Below are 16,040 nucleotides of genomic sequence, written 5' to 3' on the forward strand. Positions count from 1 at the left end.
GTTGCGACGGGGGCATGATGCGGCGCATGGAAACGCCAGAATCTCGCGACGCCGTCGCTCCTTCCGCCACCGCCCGCGCGCATGGCGGACCCCGGCCCGTTCGCGTGGCCTTCGTCATCGGCGACTACCCCGAGGAGGAGTTCCGCAAACGCGAGGCGGCTGCGCTCTCCTACGCCACGTCCGACCTCCAGATCGGCATCGTGCGCGCGGCCGCGACGCCGTTTGTCCATGGCCTGACGCCCGCCGAAGTGCAGCTCGCGGCGCCGAGCTTCATCGCTGCCTATCGAGAGGCGGAGCGCGAGGGTTACGACGCGGTGGTGCCCCTGGGCACGCTCGATCTCGGTGTGGACGGGGGCCGCAGCGTCGTGGACATCCCGGTCATCGCGCCGACCGAAGCCATGCTGCACGTCGCCAGCCTGCTCGGCGACCGCTTCGGCGCGGTCGTCTACCACGACAACCTCATCCCGATGCTCCGCGCGATCGTCCGCCGCCACGGGATGGAGGACAAGATGGCAGGCTGGCGTGCGACCGGCTTCGACCTGCCGGATATCAGCGCCAATGCCGCGGCCATGGGCGAGGCTTTCGTGCAGGTGGCGCGCAAACTCGTGCGCGAGGACGGCTGCGACGTGATCCTCGCCATGGGCGTCACGCAATGCCCGGTCCTGCTCGATCCGGCCTGGGTCGAGAGGCAGGTCGGCGTGCCCGTCGTGGAGGGGATCGGCGCCCCGCTCCGCATGGCGGGGATGCTGGCATCGCTCGGGTTGCGGCACAGCCGGGTGCGCTGGCGCCGCTCCGGCGCTTTCGGTTGATCGACCGGTCCATCAAGCGCCTTGCCGCCGGTCCTCTGGCGGCGTCAGATCGCGCGAAGACCGCGCACCCAAAACGCGGACGGGAAGGAACGACGAGCATGTTGACGACGACGAGGCGCATGGCGACGCTGCTGGCCGCGGCGGCGAGCGTCCGCAGCGCGACGGCGCAGGAGACGCGCTATCCGGATCGGTCCGTCACGATCGTGGTGCCCGCGGCACCCGGCGGGGGAGGCGACTTCGCCGCGCGGCTTCTCGGCGAAGGTCTGACCCGCGTCCTCGGCCAAGCCTTCGTCGTGGAGAACCGGGTGGGAGGGGGCGGGAGTGTCGCGGCCACCGCCGTCGCCCGCGCTGCACCGAATGGGTATACGGTGCTGCTGGCCTATTCCGGAACGCATGTGGCCTTCCCGGCCCTTTTCCCCAATCTGGCCTGGGACCCGGTCCGGAGTTTCGCGCCCGTCGCTTTGGTGCTGCGCGCGCCGCATGTCATCGTCGTCCGCAAGGACCTCCCGGTCAGGACCCTCGCCGAGCTGGCGGACTATGCGCGGCGGAACCCGGGACGGTTGACCTACGCGTCGTCCGGCGCCGGCTCGATCCAGCATATCGGCGGCGAGTGGTTGGCGGGCATGGTCGGTGCGCCGATGCTCCACGTCCCCTATCGCGGGGCGGGCCCGGCGATGAACGACCTGGTCGCAGGGACCGTCGACCTGATGATCACGACCCCGCCGGCGGTTGTCGGCCTGCTCCGGGACGGAGCGGTCCGTGCGCTCGCGCTCGCATCCCCCAGCCGCCATACGATGTTGCCGGATATCCCGACGACCGCCGAGGCCGGGTTCGGCGAGCTCGAGCTGGAGGCCTGGTTTGCCGTCTATGCCCCCGCCGATACGCCGCCGCCGGTGGTCAATCGCCTCTCGGAGGCGATCCGCCAGGTCACCGCGGATCCCGTCTTCCGGCGTCGCTCGGAGGAGAGCGGCACGACCCCAGCCTATATGGACCCCGCGGAGCTCGCGGCCTTCACGCAATCGGAACTGATCCGCTGGTCCGAGTTGATCCGCCGCCTTGGCATCCAGGTGGAGTGACGTCAGACGGCACTGGAATGGCGGGTGGACGAGGCGGTCAGATAGGCGTCGAAGCAGGCGGCGACCTGCCGCACGAAGCGGCTGCCGGCTGACGTCACGGTGAGCCGCAGCCCGTCTCGCCGGACCAGGCCTTCGGCTTCCAGCCCGTCCATGCGCGCGGCGGCCTCGCGCAGGATGTCCTGGGCCTGCGGCGAGGCCTCGCGCAGGTCGAGCGCGAAGTCGCACATCAGCCGCTCGATGAGGCGCGCGCGCAGCCGGTCGTCGAGGGTGACGGCGACGCCGCGCGCGATGGGCAGGCGCCCTTCCACGATGGCCTCGGCCCAACGCCGCTCATCGGTGATGTTCTGGCCGAAGCCGCCCGGCAGAGAGCCGATCGACGAGGCGCCCAAGCCCAGCAAGGCGGGGGCCGTATCCGTCGTATAGCCCTGGAAGTTGCGGCGCAGCCGGCCCTCCAGCGCCGCCGTGGTCAGCGGGTCGCCGAGGCGGCCGAAATGGTCGAGGCCGAGGGCGATGTAGCCCGCCTGCTTCAGCACCGCTTCGGCCGCCTCCGCCTGCTCGAGGCGCGCGCCGGCATCCGGCAGGGCGGCGGCGTCGATCGCCTTCTGCTGCGGCTTCATCCAGGGCACATGCGCATAGCCGAAGACCGCGATCCGGTCGGCGCCGAGCGAGGCGGCGAAGCGCGCACTGGCCGCGACATGCTCGGCGGTCTGGTGGGGCAGGCCATACATCAGGTCGATATTCACCGCGCCGATGCCCGCGCGGTGCAGTCGCGCCATCGCGGTCTCCACCAGCACCGCCGGCTGGGGGCGGCCGATGCCGGCCTGGACCGCCGGATGGATGTCCTGCACGCCGAGGCTCGCGCGGGTGAACCCCATCAGGCCCAGCGCGTCCGCCATCGCATCGTCCAGCGTACGTGGATCGAGCTCGATGGCGATCTCCGCGCCGGCGCGCAGGCCGAAGCGCCGATGCAGCGCGTCCATCAGTCGGGCGAGATGGCGGTCGCCCAGGATCGAGGGCGTGCCGCCGCCCAGATGCAGATGCGCGATGCCGCCATGGGCCGGCGCGGCCTCCGCCAGCAGCGCGGCCTCGGCGAGCAGCGCGTCGGCATAGGCGGCGATCCGCTCGGCCGAGCGCGTCGCCTTGGCGTGGCAGGCGCAATACCAGCAGAGGTCGCGGCAGAAGGGCACATGGACATAAAGCGACAGTGGATCGGTGGGGGCGATGCCCTCGCGCATCCACCGGCGCCAGCTCGCCTCGTCGAGCGCGCCGAACTGCGCCGCCGTGGGATAGCTCGTGTAGCGGGGCACGCGGGCCTCGGCGAGCGCGAGCGGAAGGCGGGGGGCGGCATCGTCCATGGCGCGTGGATAATCCTCGCGCGGTCCGGATTCCTTGATCGAGGTCAAGGCGAGCGCGAATCCCGCGGGCGATACCGCAGGCTTCGAGAGGGAATGTGCGATTGACGGGCCAAAGCGACAGCCATCGGCAGGCCAGCCTGGCGGGGCGCATCCACAGCAGGATCGCCGAGCATGCGCGGCTTCGCGAGCTTTGCGATCGCCTGGAGGCCATTGCCGACCATCTGCCGGCCCTGCCGGAGGGGGGCAGCCAATGCCTGATGGGCGAGTTGTCGGCCCTGTTGCGCCAGCGCGAGGAGGACAACCTGCTCGACATGCTGCTCTACCTGCGCGACCCTACCGGCACGCGCCAGGCTCTGGCCGCGCGCATCCGCAGCCAGCAGGTGACTGACCTCGTCCATGCCCAGGACCTCGGCGTGGCGCTGGCCGAGGCGAAGGGCGGCGACGCGGCGTCGCTGGGCTATATGCTGCGCTGCTTCTTCCTCGGATGCCGCCGCGCGCTCGCCTTCGAGGAACTGGCGATCCTGTATCTCGGCGGTGACACCGAGCCGGGCATCGGGATGAACATCGGCGCCGCGATCGCCCCGCGCGACGGCCGTATGGATTAGCGCGCGCCGGGCATCAGGTGTCGGGCGTCAGGCCGCCTCGGAGCGCAGGCGCAGCGCGCCCCGGTCGAGGATCATGACCTGGCGGCCGGTGGGCAGGTCGATCAGCCTGTCGCGCTTCAGCTTGGTGAGCTGGCGGCTGACCGTCTCGATGGTGAGGCCAAGCACGTCGGCGATCTGCGCGCGCGTGACCGGCAATTCGAATTCCGTGACGCGCGAGGCGGTGTTGCGCGCGAGGTGGAGCGCCATGTCGATCAGGAAGCTCGCGACCTTCTCCTCGGCGGTCTTGCGGCCCAGCATCAGCATGCGGGCGCGCGCCTCGTCGAGGGCGCAGAGGGTGCGGCGCAGGAGCATCCGTTCCAGCCGCGCATGGGTCTCCAGCGCGTTCTCGAATCCCTTGCGCGGAAACACGCAGAGCTCGACATCCGTGAGCGCGGTGATGCTGTGCTCGGCCTCCTCCGCGAAGGGGCGGCCGACGAAATCGGCCGGGTAGAGCAGGCCCACGATCTGCTCGCGCCCATCGGCCGTGGAGGCGCTGAGCTTCAGCACTCCCGAAAGCAGATTGGCGCAGACCAGCGCGTCGTCGCCGGCCCAGACCAGCGTCTCGCCGCGGTTGAGGTGGCGCGAGCGGCCGATGCTGTTGAGGGTCGTGAGCTCGGTGTCGGAAAGGCTGCCGCAAAGCGACTGATCACGGACCGCGCATTCGCTGCAAATCTGGGCCACGGGAGATCCTTCCGTCCGGCAAAAAGGGGGCCTTCGACCGCCCGCGGCCGTAACAGTACCATATCCGGCATGATCCGCGCCCCTGTCCTGACGCTGGCCAGGGCAGCGGCAGCGTCGGGCCGTTTTTCCGCCGGGCTTTGATCCCGGCCAGGCCCACCCCATCTCTCCGGCCGAGGCGGATCGAGGAGGACGGCGACCATGGCAACGGGATGGGCTCCGGACGGGGCGGTGCAGGACCAGATCGACGACACGGTCACCGATGGCGTTCTGAGGGCGCGGGCGGCGATCCCTGCCGGCGAGAGCCAGATGCATTGCAGCGCATGCGGTGAGGAGATCCCGCAGGCCCGGCGCGAGGCGATCATCGGGGTGCGAACCTGCGTGACCTGCCAGTCCGAACGCGATCGACGTCCGGTGAACGTCGGAATCAATCGCCGGGGCAGCAAGGACAGCCAGCTCAAATAGCGCGGTGGCCTTGCCCCGGGGCCGTGCCACGGGCCGGGATCGCTGCTAAGCGGGCGCGCATGAGCCTGGCGACCCTGGATGCGTTGCGGCGTGGAGCGCTGGCGGGCGCGCGCGAGCTGCGGCTCGGCGGCTGCGGCCTCACCGAATTCCCGCCCGAGATATTCGGTCTGGCCGAGAGCCTGGAAGTGCTCGACCTCGGCTTCAACGCCCTGTCCATGCTGCCGGACGATCTGGGGCGGTTGCGGCATCTGCGCGTGCTGTTCTGCTCGGGCAATCGCTTCGAGCGCCTGCCGCCCGCGCTCGGCGATTGCGCGGCGCTCAGCCAGATCGGTTTTCGGGGCGTGGGCCTGCGCGAGGTGCCCGCCGAGGCTCTGCCGCCGCGCCTGCGCTGGCTCACCCTGACCGACAACCGCATCGAGACGCTGCCGGCCGCGTTGGGCCAGCGGCCGGCGCTGCAGAAGCTCATGCTGTCCGGCAACCAGCTGCGGCAGCTTCCGGAGAGCCTGGGCGAAGCGCCCGGCCTCGAGCTACTGCGGATCGCCGCCAATCGCTTCGAGGCCCTGCCGCCCTGGATGGCCGCGCACCCGACCCTGGCCTGGCTGGCCTGGGCCGGAAATCCCTTCGATGCGAGTACCGTGCCCGCCGCCCGAGCCGTGGATTGGCCCGAGCTGGAGCTGGGCTCATTGCTGGGGCAGGGGGCATCGGGCCGCGTGCATCACGTGCTCTGGCAGGCCGAAGGCGATGTCGCCCGCCGGCCAGCGGCGCTGAAGCTGTTCAAGGGCGCGATGACGAGCGACGGCCTGCCCGAGCGGGAGATGGCCGCCTGCCTCGCCGCGGGTCCGCATCCCCAGCTGGTCGGCGCGCTCGGGCGGTTGCACGCGCATCCCGAGGGTGTGGAGGGGCTGCTCATGCCCCTGGTGCCCGCGCATTGGCGCGTCCTCGCCGGGCCGCCCAGCCTCGAGAGCTGCACCCGCGACGTCTATGATCCCGCCTTGCGCCTGGACGCGCCGGTCGCGCTTCGCATCGCGCGGCGGATCGCCGCGGCGGTTGCGCATCTGCATGGCCGGGGCCTGCTGCATGGCGACCTCTATGCCCACAACATCCTTTGGGACGGAGCGGCCGGCGAGGCGATGCTGAGCGATTTCGGCGCGGCCTGCTTCCTGCCGGACGAGACGGGCGGCGCGCTTCAGCGCGTGGAGGTCCGGGCCTTCGGGATCCTGCTCGGCGAGCTCCTGGCGCTGGCCGGGAGGGGCGGGGACGAGCTCACGGCGCTCCGGGAGATGCGGCAGCGATGCCTCCAGCCGCGATCCTCGCGGCGGCCCGCCATGGCCGAGGTGGCCGGCGCCCTGGGGTCGTCCTAGCGAGCGAGCCGCCGAGAGTGCCGCCGGCATCTTCGCTCTGGCCGGCTTCGCGAGGGCTAAGCGCCCGCCTTGGACCATCGCGTGGCGCCGACGGCGGCGAGCTCCGCGATCTCCTCGTCGGAATATCCCGCCTCCCGCAGCACCTCCGCGCCATCGGCGCCGAGGCGGGGCGCGGGGCGGCGCTCGCCGGTCGGGCTCGCCGACCAGCGCGGGCCGATGGCGGGGCGGTTGAGCCGGCCCTCCGTCGGATGCTCCTCCGCCTCGAAGAAGCCGGTGGCGCGCAGATGCGGGTCGTCGAAGAGCGCGGGCAGTTCGTTCACCGGCATGGCGGGGATGTCGGCCTTGGCGAAGAAGGCCATCCACTCGGCCGTGTCGCGCTGCGCCAGGATGCCGGAGACCATGTCCAGGATCTCGTCGATATGGGCGATGCGCGCGCCATGATCCGCGAAGCGCGGATCGGTGGCGACGAGGTCGGGCATGTCGAGGCCCGCGCAGAAGCTGCGCCAGTGCTTGTCCGTATAGACCATGGCGCAGATCCAGCCGTCGCGCGTGCGATAGGGCCGCCTCCCCGGCGAGAGCATCCGCGCATAGCCGCCCTGGTCGAGCGGCGGATCGAAGGACAGCCCGCCGAGATGATCGCCCAGCACGAAGGGCAGCATCGTCTCGAACATCGGCACGTCCACGCGCTGACCGAGGCCGGTCCTCTCCCGGTGCAGCAGCGCAGCGGAGATGGCGCCCGAGGCCGCGAGCCCTACGATGCGGTCCACCAGCCCGAGCGGCACATAGCCCGGCGTGCCGCCGCCGATGCGCGCATTCAGCGAGGCGACGCCGGTCGCGCCCTGCATCAGGTCGTCATAGGCGGGCAAGGCGGCATAGGGCCCTTCCTGCCCGAAGCCGTAGACGCCGGTATAGACGATGCGCGGATTGACCGCGGCCACCGCCTCGTAGCCCAGGCCCAGCCGCTCCATCGAATGCGGGCGCAGGTTGTAGACCATCACGTCCGAACGGGCGGCCAGGCGCAGCGCGGCCTCCCGTCCCTCCCGCTTCTTGAGGTCGAGCACGAGGCTTCGCTTGCCGCGGTTCGTGTTGAGGAAGATCGGCCCCATGCCGGGATTCCGCCCGGGGCCGATGTGGCGGACGATATCGCCCTCGGGCGGTTCCACCTTCACCACCTCGGCGCCCATGTCGGCCAGGGTTTGCGTGGCATAGGGGCCCATCAGGGTCGAGGTGAGGTCGAGAACGCGGATTCCGTCGAGCGGACCAGCCATGGCTTTTGCGACCCCCGGCCCGGCCTGAGGGCGGGCGATTTTGTACATGCTTGTGGACAAAAAAAGCACGCGTGCAAAGCTGCCGTCAAAGACGCAAGGGCGACAAGTCCGGCGCCGGGAGAGAACGGGAATGACCATAGGATTGGGCCGCAGGATTCTCCTCGGCGCGGCGGGCGGATGGCTCGCGGCGCCCGCCTTGGTCCAGCCCGCCTTGGCCCAACCCGCCTGGCCGCGACAGCCCGTGCGGATCATCGTTCCCGCGGCGGGAGGCGGCTCCTCCGATCCGCTGGCCCGCTACGGCGCGCAGGAATTCACCCGGCGCTTCGGCCAGGCTTTCGTCATCGAGAACCGGCCGGGCGCCTCGGGCAATGTCGGCATGATGGCGGCCGCGCGCTCTCCGGCCGATGGCTACACGCTGCTCTTCGGCTGGGCCGGGCCGCTCGCCACCAACATGGCGCTCTATCCCAACCTCACCTTCGACTCGCAGCGCGATTTCGACCCGATCGTGCGCTTCGGCGCCATTCCCAACGCGCTCGTCGTGGGCAAGGATTCACCCGTGCGGACCATGGCGGATTTCGTGGCGATGGCGCGGGCCAATCCCGGCGCGGTGACCTTCGGCTCTACGGGCAACGGCAGCTCCATGCATCTGGCCGGCGCGATGCTGGCCGCCGCGACCGGCACGCAGCTCACGCACGTGCCCTATAGCTCGCCGGCGGCGGCCACGACCGACACGATCGCGGGGCGCGTCAGCGCCATGTTCCTCGGCGCGCCGGGCGCGGTGCCCCTGGCCCGTGGGGGCGAGATCCGCGTCCTGGCCGTGCTGTCCGAAAAGCGCGCCGCCGTCCTGCCCGAGGTGCCGACCACGGCCGAGGCCGGCTACGCTGGCGTGGTGATGGGCACCTGGTTCGCCTGGCTCGCGCCCAAGGGGACGCCGCCGCAGATCATCGCCGCGATCAATGGGGCGGTGAACGAGATGCTCGACAGCCCGGCCCGTGAATGGCTCGTGCAGCAGGGACTGGAGATTGCGGACGGCGCGGCCGGTGGACCGCCGGAGAGCCTGGGGCGGTTCCTGGGCGCGGAGGTGCAGCGACATGCGGCGCTGGTCCGCTCGGCGGATATCCGCGTCGATTGAGGGGCGCGCGCCGTGCTTTCGGGCCATTCCTTCTTTGCAAACCATTTGGCGATTGCAAGTTCCGGTGGCTCCGGCGGACGATCCCGCTTCGATGTGGTATTGGGGCGGGCCATATTGAGGTCGTGTGGCTGCCGAGGTGCCGGTTGGAACTTCGGCGTGCCGCAATGCCGTAATCGGGCTTCGCCCGTCCCATGGATGAACGTATTGAAAACTGCGATGCCGATCCTTGCGGAGCGCCCCATTTGACGGGCCACACCGTCGACAGGTCCGAGAGTGCGGTCGCTTTGCTGGCCGCCATCGTCGAAAATTCGGACGACGCGATTATCAGCAAATCCCTGGACGGCGTCATATTGAGCTGGAACCGAGGTGCGCAGAGCCTGTTCCACTACACCCCGGAAGAAGCGATCGGACAGCCGATCACCCTGCTCATTCCGGAGGAGCGCCTTCACGAGGAAGCGGAAATTCTGAACCGCATCCGCCATGGCGAACGGGTGGAGCATTTCCAGACCCAGCGCCGGCAGAAGAGCGGCAGTCTCGTCGAGATATCGCTCACCGTTTCGCCCGTTCGAGACCAGGACGGGCGGATCATCGGTGCGTCCAAGATTGCCCGCGACATCACGGCGATCAAGCGCGCCGAGCATCAGAAGGACCTGCTGCTGCGCGAGATGAATCACCGGGTGAAGAATCTCTTCGCCGTCGTCACCGGCCTGCTTTCCATCAGCCGGCACACCGCCGGCGATATGGACGAGCTGGCCGATGTGCTTCGGGAGCGGATCCTGGCCCTGGCGCGCGCGCATGAGCTGACGCTTCCGGACATGAGCAACGCCGCGGCGGGGGAAGTGGGTACGACGCTCTTCTCGCTGCTGCGGGCAATTTTCGAGCCGCACACCCTGGGAGGAAATCCGCGACTGGCGATCAGCGGAACCGATGTCCCGCTTCGGTCCTCCGCGCTCACCTCTCTTGCCCTGCTGCTCCACGAATTCGCGACGAACGCCGCCAAATATGGCGCGCTGCTGCGACCCGATGGGCATGTCGTCGCACATGCGACGATTCGCGATGAGACGGTCGTTCTGGATTGGACGGAGGTCGGGGGACCGCTCGTGACGAAGCCGCAGCAGGAAGGCTTCGGCAGTCTGCTCGAGCGGGGGACCGTCCAGGGGCTCGATGGAACCATCACGCGGAACTGGGCCGCCGCGGGCATCGCGATCGAGCTCCGCATCCCGCTTTGCAACATCATCAGTGAGGCGGCGGGCCTGGAATAGGAGGGTATGGGTTCAACGCCACCGCCGCATGGGGCTGCCGCACGGTCTGCGCCGGCGGCTCAACCGCCCGGCAGTGCCGACGACGAAATCCAGCCTATGAGGCTGGCGCAGAATTTTACGATTTCAGGGCTTTGAATCTTGTTGGCCGAATCGCTGAGGCCTCAAGGCTCGGAGATTCTCCGCCGCACCGAGAACAAATTTCTTGAGTGTTCGATCAACGGCCCATCAAGGGCGTGCAGCCCAACCGGACTTTAGTGCCAGCCTGATCCATGAGAGAATGTGTGTTCGGGGAAGACTGGAGCGGGCGAAGGGATTCGAACCCTCGACCCCGACCTTGGCAAGGTCGTGCTCTACCCCTGAGCTACGCCCGCCCGCTCCGTGAGTGAGTATTTGCCATGTCTTCTGAGGGTTGGCAACCCACCCCCCTCATGCGTTTGCGGCATGGCGGACCAGCGCGGCCTCCTCCCACTCCAAACCGAGGCCCGGACGATCGGGGATCAGGGCGTTTCCGTCCTTCACCACCAGCGGCTCCTTCAGCAGCGCGCCCGCGATATCCAGGTGCTCCAGGTAGTGCCGGTTGGGTGACACGCTCAGCAGGTGGGCGCTCGCCTCGATGAAGATGTGCGAGGACAGCGGCACGCGATGCGCACCCGCCAGGGCCATGCCGCGCAGGAAGCCGGTGACGCCGCCCATCTTCATCACGTCGGGCATGCAGAGATCCGTTGCGCGCGCCGCCAGGCTGCGGGCCATGCCGGTGACGCCCCACCAGTTCTCGCCGCCCTGGATGGGCACCTCCAGCTGGCCGGAGAGCCAGGCGAGGCCCTCGTCATCCGTGACATGCAGCGGCTCCTCGATCCAGCGCACGCCTTCCGCCTGCACGGCCAGGCCGCGCCGCAGCGCCTCGGGCCGGTCGAGGCCCTGGTTATAGTCCACCAGGATCTCGACCGAATCGCCCACGGCCTCGCGCACGGCGCGGATGGTCGCGATGTCGTCGGCGAGGCGCGGCGCGCCCAGCTTGAACTTCACCGCCCGCACGCCGAGCGCCGCCACGGTCCGCCCGGCCTCCTCGGCCACCATGGCGGGGCCCCAGCCGCGCAGGCTGCCATAGGCGGGGATGGGGGCGAGGTCGCCGCCCAGCAGCCGTGCCAGGGGCATGCGCGCGGCCTTCGCCAGGGCATCCCACAGCGCCATGTCGAGGACGGAGATGGCCATCTCCACCAGCCCCTCGGCGCCGAGCAGGCGATGGCCGTTCTGCAACTCGTCCCAGAGCGCGACGGGCGCGACGGTGCGACCGATCAGCGAGGCGCCGATATTGCGCGTGAGTGCCGCCAGCGGCCCCAGGGCCGAGGGCGCATAGGCGAAGGCATAGGCGGTGCCGCGCGGGCCCTGCTCGGTCTGGATCTCGGCGATGACCAGCGGTGCGCGATCGATGACGTTGAGGCTGTTGCGCAGCGGCGGGTCCATGGGCGCATCGACGGCGCGGATCTGGACGCTGCGGATGGTCAGCGCGGTGGTCATGTCGTTGCTCCCGGAATTCTTGGGAGCCATCGGAGCGCGTTTCCGCGCCCTGGCCCAGTCCCCTTGGCCAAGTCAGCCCAGCACGACGAAGGTCAGCTCGTGCTTGTTGTGCGCGGAGTGGAAGAGCATCGCGCCCGGGATGGCCGCGAATTCCGCGGCGATGTCGTGATCCGTCTCGCCCTGGAACTTCACCGAGCAGAAGAAGTTCGTCGCGAAGCCCTGCCAGCGCCCGACCAAGCCGAGCAGCCGCTTGGGGTAGCAGATCACGTCGCTGAACAGCCAATCGACCTTCTCGGGCGGCAGGCCGAAGGCGCTCTCCTGGCGCCAGGACACGCCGGGCATGGCCATGACGCGCGCGTCGATCGGCGCCTTGTCGACCGCCGTCACCGTCGCGCCGAGCTTGGCGAAAGCCCAGGTCCAGCCGCCGGGCGAGGCGCCGAGGTCGAGGCAGGTCTCGCCGGGCTGCGGGTGGCGTCCGATCCGCGTCAGCCCCTCCCAGAGCTTCAGATAGGCGCGCGACGGCGGCCCCTCGCGGTCCTCCACGAAGCGCGGCGCGCCGCCGGGGAAGGGCGAGGACTTGGTGGGCGAGGCGAGGATGGTGTCGCCCGTCAGCAGCGTCCAACCGCCCAGATGGCCGGTCGGCGCCGGCTCGGGGAAGGCGAGGGCGCGGCCCTTCACGGGCGGCAGGCGCTCCTCGATGAGTGCGGCGCGGCGGTGATGCGCCTCGCCCGGCACCAGCGACCAGTTGCGCTGGATGGCGCGCAGACCGTCGGCGGCGAGCTTCACGGAGGGTGCTTCGATGAGGCGCGGCGCATCCCAGATATCGAGCGCCCAGGCGGCGGGGGCCGCCGGTTCGGGCGAGAGCGCCAGGCGTCCATGCCAGGAGGAGATGGTGCGGCCGGAGCGCTCCAGTTCCTCGGCCAGCGGCTGCTCCAGGCCCTCGTCGGCGAGGTAGGCGGCGGCGATCATTTGCGCCACGCGGTCACGGCGAGCAGCGCCCAGCCGAGCATCAGGATCGTCCCGCCCGTCGGCGCGACCGGCCCCAGCGAGATCCCGGTGAAGGCGCGGTACAGCACCGCCCCGGCGAAGAGGATCATCCCCAGCACGAGCATGCCCGCGGTGAGAAAGCCGTGCCTGCGGTTCCACAGGCCGAAGCCGATCAGCGCCGGCGCGTGCCAGCCGAGCAGGAGGGCCACGCTCTGCACCATCTCGCGCGAATCCAGCGCGGCATGGGCGCCGATCGCGGCGAGGCCGACGGCGAGCAGCCCGAAGACCCCCGCAAGACTGAAGCAGAAACGTTGCATGGGCCGGAAACTACCCGCCCGCGGCGCGGCGCACCATGCCGGCTGCCTCATGGGCGAGTCGCGTCGGCTCGGGGAGTCGGCGCCCCGTGCCCGTCGCGCGCACCCAGCGCAGCGCCGTGGGCAGCGAGACGCGATGGCCGATGGAGATCCAGAGCGGATTGGCGCGCGCCCGCGTGCGCAGCAGCGCGCCGACCTCCTCGCCGCGATCGCGCAGGCGGGCCTCGCTGCCGGCTTCCTCGGCCAGAGGGGCTTCGGGCACGCCCACCAGCCGCGACTTGCCCACGCCGATGGCGGGCAGGTCCAGCATCACGCCGAGATGGGATGCGATGCCGAAGCGGCGCGGATGGGCGATGCCCTGGCCGTCCACCATCAGCAGTTCCGGCTTCACGCGCAGTCGCGCGAAGGCCTCCATGGCCGCGGGCACCTCGCGGAATCCGAGGAAGCCGGTGAGATAGGGAAGGTCCGGCGCGGCGGCGACGCCGGCCTGGTCCACCACGGCGAGGCCGGGCCATTCCAGCACGACGATGGCCGCATAGACCCGCTGCGTCGGATCGAAGCGCGAGCAGGAGACGTCCACGCCGCCGATGAAGCGCGGCGCGGTCGGCAGCGCATCCTCCCGGATCACCCTCGCGGCGAGGGCGAGCTGCTGCGCCCGCAGGGCCGCGAGGTCAGCCCTCGCCACGCATCGCGGGCACCAGCAGCCCGACATTGGCGCGCATCATGGCCTCGTAGCTCGCGGCAGGGCCGTCGGGCGCGGAGAGCGCATCGGCATAGAGCCGCCCGCGCACCCGCACCCCCGCTTCCTGGGCAAGCCGCCGCAGGGTCGCGGGATTGCCGATATTCTCCAGGAAGACCGCCGTGACCCCCTGGGCGCGGATCATCCGGATCAGCGCCGCCACCTGCTGGGCCGAGGGCTCCGCATCGGCCGACATGCCCTGCGGGGCGAGGAAGCGCACGCCATAGGCCGCGCCGAAATAGCCGAAGGCGTCATGGCTGGTGACCACGACGCGACGCGCCTCGGGTACCGTGGCGACCTGGGCGCGGATCCAGCCGTCCAGCGCCTCCAGCCGGCGCGCATAATCGGCGGCGCGGGCGCGATAGACCTCGGCGCCGGCCGGATCGGCCCGGAGCAGGCCGGCCTCGATATTGCGGACATAGCCGATCGCGAGGCGGACATCCTGCCAGGCATGCGGGTCCTTCCCACCATGGCTGTGCCCCGTGGCGGGACGCAGCGCCAGGCCCTCGGTCGCCGTCACCGTCACGCCGGCGAAGCGCGTGGAGGCGAGCAGCCGGTCGAACCAGGCGTCGAAGCCCGCCCCGTTGCGGATCGCGATCCGCGCGCCGCGCAGCGCCTCGGCGTGGGAGGGGCGGGGCTGGAAATGATGCGTGTCGGTGTCCGGCCCCGCGATCACCCCCGCGGCCACGCGCTCCCCGCCGACCTCGCGCAGCAGGTCGCCGAGGATGGAGAAGGAGGCCATGGCCGGGACGGCGGATTGCGCGCGCGCGGCGACGGGAAGGGCCGCGCCGGCGGCCAAAAGGAGACGGCGGTGCATGGAACGTCCGATGAGTGTTACTTTATAACCTATCGGCCGATCTGGCCCAAAGGTCAACGCCCGAGCAGGCGCTTGATCCAGCCGCGCAGGCCTTCGCCGCGCTTGATGCTTCGCTGCGGTGGCCGCGGCAGGCGCAGCGGTGGGGGCAGGGCGGTCGCCACGCTGTGGCGGGTGGTGTCCTCCGCCTCGATCAGCCGCAGCTCCAGCAGCAGGACCTGCGCGACCGCCTCGGGCGGGTCCTCGCGCAGCAGGGTGCGGGCGGTATGGGCCGCGTCGGTCCACTCCTCGGCGCGGCGCAGGGCATCCACCACGCGGACCTTCTGCTCGGCGTCCAGCGGCGGGCCGCTGCGCCACATCGCCACCGCCTCCATCCGCCAGGACCGCGCCAGATCCGCCTTGCCCAGATCGTCGGCCGTCCAGGCCGCATGCAGCGTGGCCTCGGCGGCGGCATGCAGCGCGCCAGTCTCCTCCAGCACAAGCGCCCAGGCGAGGAAGCGCCGGGCGAGCGGCGGGTGCGAGGCGTCGTTCAGCAGCGCGCGGAAATTGGCCGCGCCCACGGCCTGGGCGGCGGCCGGATGCGCCTGGGTGATGTCGGGCGCCGCATAGCCGCAATGGGGGCACTGCTGCAGCCAGCGCGGCATCGTCGCGCGCACGGGCTGGCCGGGCCGCAGGTCGAGATCGGGCGCCTGCTCGGGCGCGCCGGGCCGGAAGGCGCTCTGGCGGCTCTCCGTTCCGCACACGCCGCAAACGGCGTCGCGCGAGGCGACGGAGGCAGAGCTGTTGGCAGGTCGCGGTTGTGACATTGCGCCTAAATTAGGGGAGGGAGGGCAAGGGACGAAAGGGGCAAATGCGCGGCGCAGGCGATCAATTTCCATCGATCCGGAACGGCCGGGTTCCAGTGCGGAGCGGCCGCGCCTAGTTTGAGCCTCTTTGGGCGAGGAGCCGCTCTTTTCCATGGCCGACCGCAATGCCGAAATTCGCAACGCCATCGCCATGGATTGGGTGGAGGCGCGCTATTACAGCGATGCCGAAGGATGGCTCGGCACCTTCTGGGCGCCCAACAGCAAGTTCCTGCCCTTCTTCCGTGAGCTCGACCTGACGCGGGTGATCGAGCTGGCCTGCGGGCACGGCCGGCATGCCGAGCAGATCCTGGACCAGGTGGGCGAGATCACCCTCGTCGATTTCGAGCCCCGCAACATCGCCGCCTGCCGGGAGCGCTTCGCCAGCCAGGACAAGGTGAAATACATCGTCAATGCCGGCAACGACCTGCCGGGCTGCGAGGATGGCGGCTACAGCGCCCTCTTCTGCTACGACGCCATGGTGCATTTCGAGCTGCTGGACGTGATCGAATACCTGCGACAGACGCATCGCGTGCTTCGGCCGGGCGGGCGGGCCTTGCTGCATGTCTCGAACAACCGGCAGAATCCCGGCGGCTTCTACCATCAGAACACGCATTGGCGGAACTTCGGCAGCCTCGACGTCTTCCTGCATGTCGCGGACCGCCTGGGCTTTGGAATCCTGGGAAGCCGAACCCTGGATTGGCCCCAGGCGCCCGAGCTCGACGGGTTGTTACTTCTGGAACGCAAGCTTTCGTAATTGGGTCTGGAGGCGGGGC

Annotated in this window: 17 protein-coding genes and 1 tRNA gene; 8 read left to right on the plus strand and 10 right to left on the minus strand. The window is 70.3% G+C overall.

Going from position 1 to position 16,040, the window contains the following annotated elements; all coding sequences use genetic code 11:
* Positions 1-26: 26 nt before the first annotated feature.
* Positions 27-809 carry an aspartate/glutamate racemase family protein gene (locus tag ACO057_RS02730; protein WP_421988813.1) on the plus strand — a complete coding sequence of 261 codons (783 nt, stop codon included), beginning with the start codon at positions 27-29 and terminating at the stop codon, positions 807-809.
* Positions 810-907: 98 nt separating this feature from the next.
* On the plus strand, positions 908-1,885 hold the full coding sequence (locus tag ACO057_RS02735; protein WP_421988814.1) for a Bug family tripartite tricarboxylate transporter substrate binding protein: 978 nt from the start codon (positions 908-910) through the stop codon (positions 1,883-1,885).
* Positions 1,886-1,887: 2 nt separating this feature from the next.
* Here the strand turns inward: ACO057_RS02735 and hemN are convergent, their stop codons facing one another.
* The gene (hemN, locus tag ACO057_RS02740) at positions 1,888-3,288 is read right to left on the minus strand and encodes an oxygen-independent coproporphyrinogen III oxidase (RefSeq protein ID WP_421988815.1); all 1,401 of its coding nucleotides are present in this window, start codon (positions 3,286-3,288) and stop codon (positions 1,888-1,890) included.
* A gap of 53 nt (positions 3,289-3,341) precedes the next feature.
* Between hemN and ACO057_RS02745 the strand changes: the two genes are divergently transcribed.
* Positions 3,342-3,845: a hypothetical protein gene (locus ACO057_RS02745; protein ID WP_421988816.1), complete on the plus strand. Its 504-nt coding sequence runs from the start codon at positions 3,342-3,344 to the stop codon at positions 3,843-3,845.
* Positions 3,846-3,872: 27 nt separating this feature from the next.
* Here the strand turns inward: ACO057_RS02745 and ACO057_RS02750 are convergent, their stop codons facing one another.
* Positions 3,873-4,565, minus strand: a complete 693-nt coding sequence (locus ACO057_RS02750; RefSeq protein WP_421988817.1) for a Crp/Fnr family transcriptional regulator — start codon at positions 4,563-4,565, stop codon at positions 3,873-3,875.
* 198 nt (positions 4,566-4,763) lie between these two features.
* On the opposite strand from ACO057_RS02750, the gene ACO057_RS02755 reads away from it, so the two are divergent.
* Both ACO057_RS02755 and ACO057_RS02760 read left to right on the plus strand, forming a co-directional pair.
* Positions 4,764-5,027, plus strand: coding sequence for a DksA/TraR family C4-type zinc finger protein (locus ACO057_RS02755; RefSeq protein WP_421988818.1), 264 nt, complete (start codon positions 4,764-4,766; stop codon positions 5,025-5,027).
* Between the two features lie 59 nt (positions 5,028-5,086).
* Positions 5,087-6,388 carry a leucine-rich repeat-containing protein kinase family protein gene (locus ACO057_RS02760; RefSeq protein WP_421988819.1) on the plus strand — a complete coding sequence of 434 codons (1,302 nt, stop codon included), beginning with the start codon at positions 5,087-5,089 and terminating at the stop codon, positions 6,386-6,388.
* 56 nt (positions 6,389-6,444) lie between these two features.
* Here ACO057_RS02760 and ACO057_RS02765 read toward each other — a convergent pair whose 3' ends face one another.
* Positions 6,445-7,656: a CaiB/BaiF CoA transferase family protein gene (locus tag ACO057_RS02765; protein WP_421988820.1), complete on the minus strand. Its 1,212-nt coding sequence runs from the start codon at positions 7,654-7,656 to the stop codon at positions 6,445-6,447.
* 130 nt (positions 7,657-7,786) lie between these two features.
* Between ACO057_RS02765 and ACO057_RS02770 the strand changes: the two genes are divergently transcribed.
* Positions 7,787-8,788 (plus strand): Bug family tripartite tricarboxylate transporter substrate binding protein, encoded by a 1,002-nt coding sequence (locus ACO057_RS02770; RefSeq protein WP_421988821.1) that lies wholly within the window; start codon positions 7,787-7,789, stop codon positions 8,786-8,788.
* Between the two features lie 191 nt (positions 8,789-8,979).
* A complete protein-coding gene (locus tag ACO057_RS02775; protein WP_421988822.1) occupies positions 8,980-10,050 on the plus strand; it encodes a PAS domain S-box protein in 1,071 nt (356 codons plus the stop codon).
* A 296-nt stretch (positions 10,051-10,346) separates the two neighbouring features.
* Here the strand turns inward: ACO057_RS02775 and ACO057_RS02780 are convergent.
* The 7 genes from ACO057_RS02780 to ACO057_RS02810 form a co-directional block, all read right to left on the minus strand.
* Positions 10,347-10,421 (minus strand) — tRNA-Gly (locus tag ACO057_RS02780).
* A gap of 55 nt (positions 10,422-10,476) precedes the next feature.
* Complete coding sequence (locus ACO057_RS02785) at positions 10,477-11,568, minus strand: enolase C-terminal domain-like protein (RefSeq protein WP_421988823.1); 1,092 nt, start codon at positions 11,566-11,568, stop codon at positions 10,477-10,479.
* 72 nt (positions 11,569-11,640) lie between these two features.
* Positions 11,641-12,537, minus strand: a complete 897-nt coding sequence (locus ACO057_RS02790; RefSeq protein ID WP_421988824.1) for an SAM-dependent methyltransferase — start codon at positions 12,535-12,537, stop codon at positions 11,641-11,643.
* A complete protein-coding gene (locus ACO057_RS02795; RefSeq protein WP_421988825.1) occupies positions 12,534-12,872 on the minus strand; it encodes a DUF423 domain-containing protein in 339 nt (112 codons plus the stop codon). The genes ACO057_RS02790 and ACO057_RS02795 overlap by 4 nt, the downstream gene beginning before the upstream one ends.
* 10 nt (positions 12,873-12,882) lie before the next feature.
* A complete protein-coding gene (gene nfi / locus ACO057_RS02800) occupies positions 12,883-13,554 on the minus strand; it encodes a deoxyribonuclease V (RefSeq protein WP_421988826.1) in 672 nt (223 codons plus the stop codon).
* Positions 13,541-14,425: a metal ABC transporter solute-binding protein, Zn/Mn family gene (locus tag ACO057_RS02805; RefSeq protein WP_421988827.1), complete on the minus strand. Its 885-nt coding sequence runs from the start codon at positions 14,423-14,425 to the stop codon at positions 13,541-13,543. The genes nfi and ACO057_RS02805 overlap by 14 nt, the downstream gene beginning before the upstream one ends.
* A gap of 53 nt (positions 14,426-14,478) precedes the next feature.
* A complete protein-coding gene (locus tag ACO057_RS02810; RefSeq protein ID WP_421988828.1) occupies positions 14,479-15,228 on the minus strand; it encodes a hypothetical protein in 750 nt (249 codons plus the stop codon).
* A 151-nt stretch (positions 15,229-15,379) separates the two neighbouring features.
* Between ACO057_RS02810 and ACO057_RS02815 the strand changes: the two genes are divergently transcribed.
* Positions 15,380-16,021 (plus strand): class I SAM-dependent methyltransferase, encoded by a 642-nt coding sequence (locus ACO057_RS02815; protein ID WP_421988829.1) that lies wholly within the window; start codon positions 15,380-15,382, stop codon positions 16,019-16,021.
* The last annotated feature ends 19 nt before the right edge of the window (positions 16,022-16,040 follow it).

The organism is Roseococcus sp., assembly GCF_965227005.1.
In the GTDB taxonomy this organism is placed as follows: domain Bacteria; phylum Pseudomonadota; class Alphaproteobacteria; order Acetobacterales; family Acetobacteraceae; genus Roseococcus.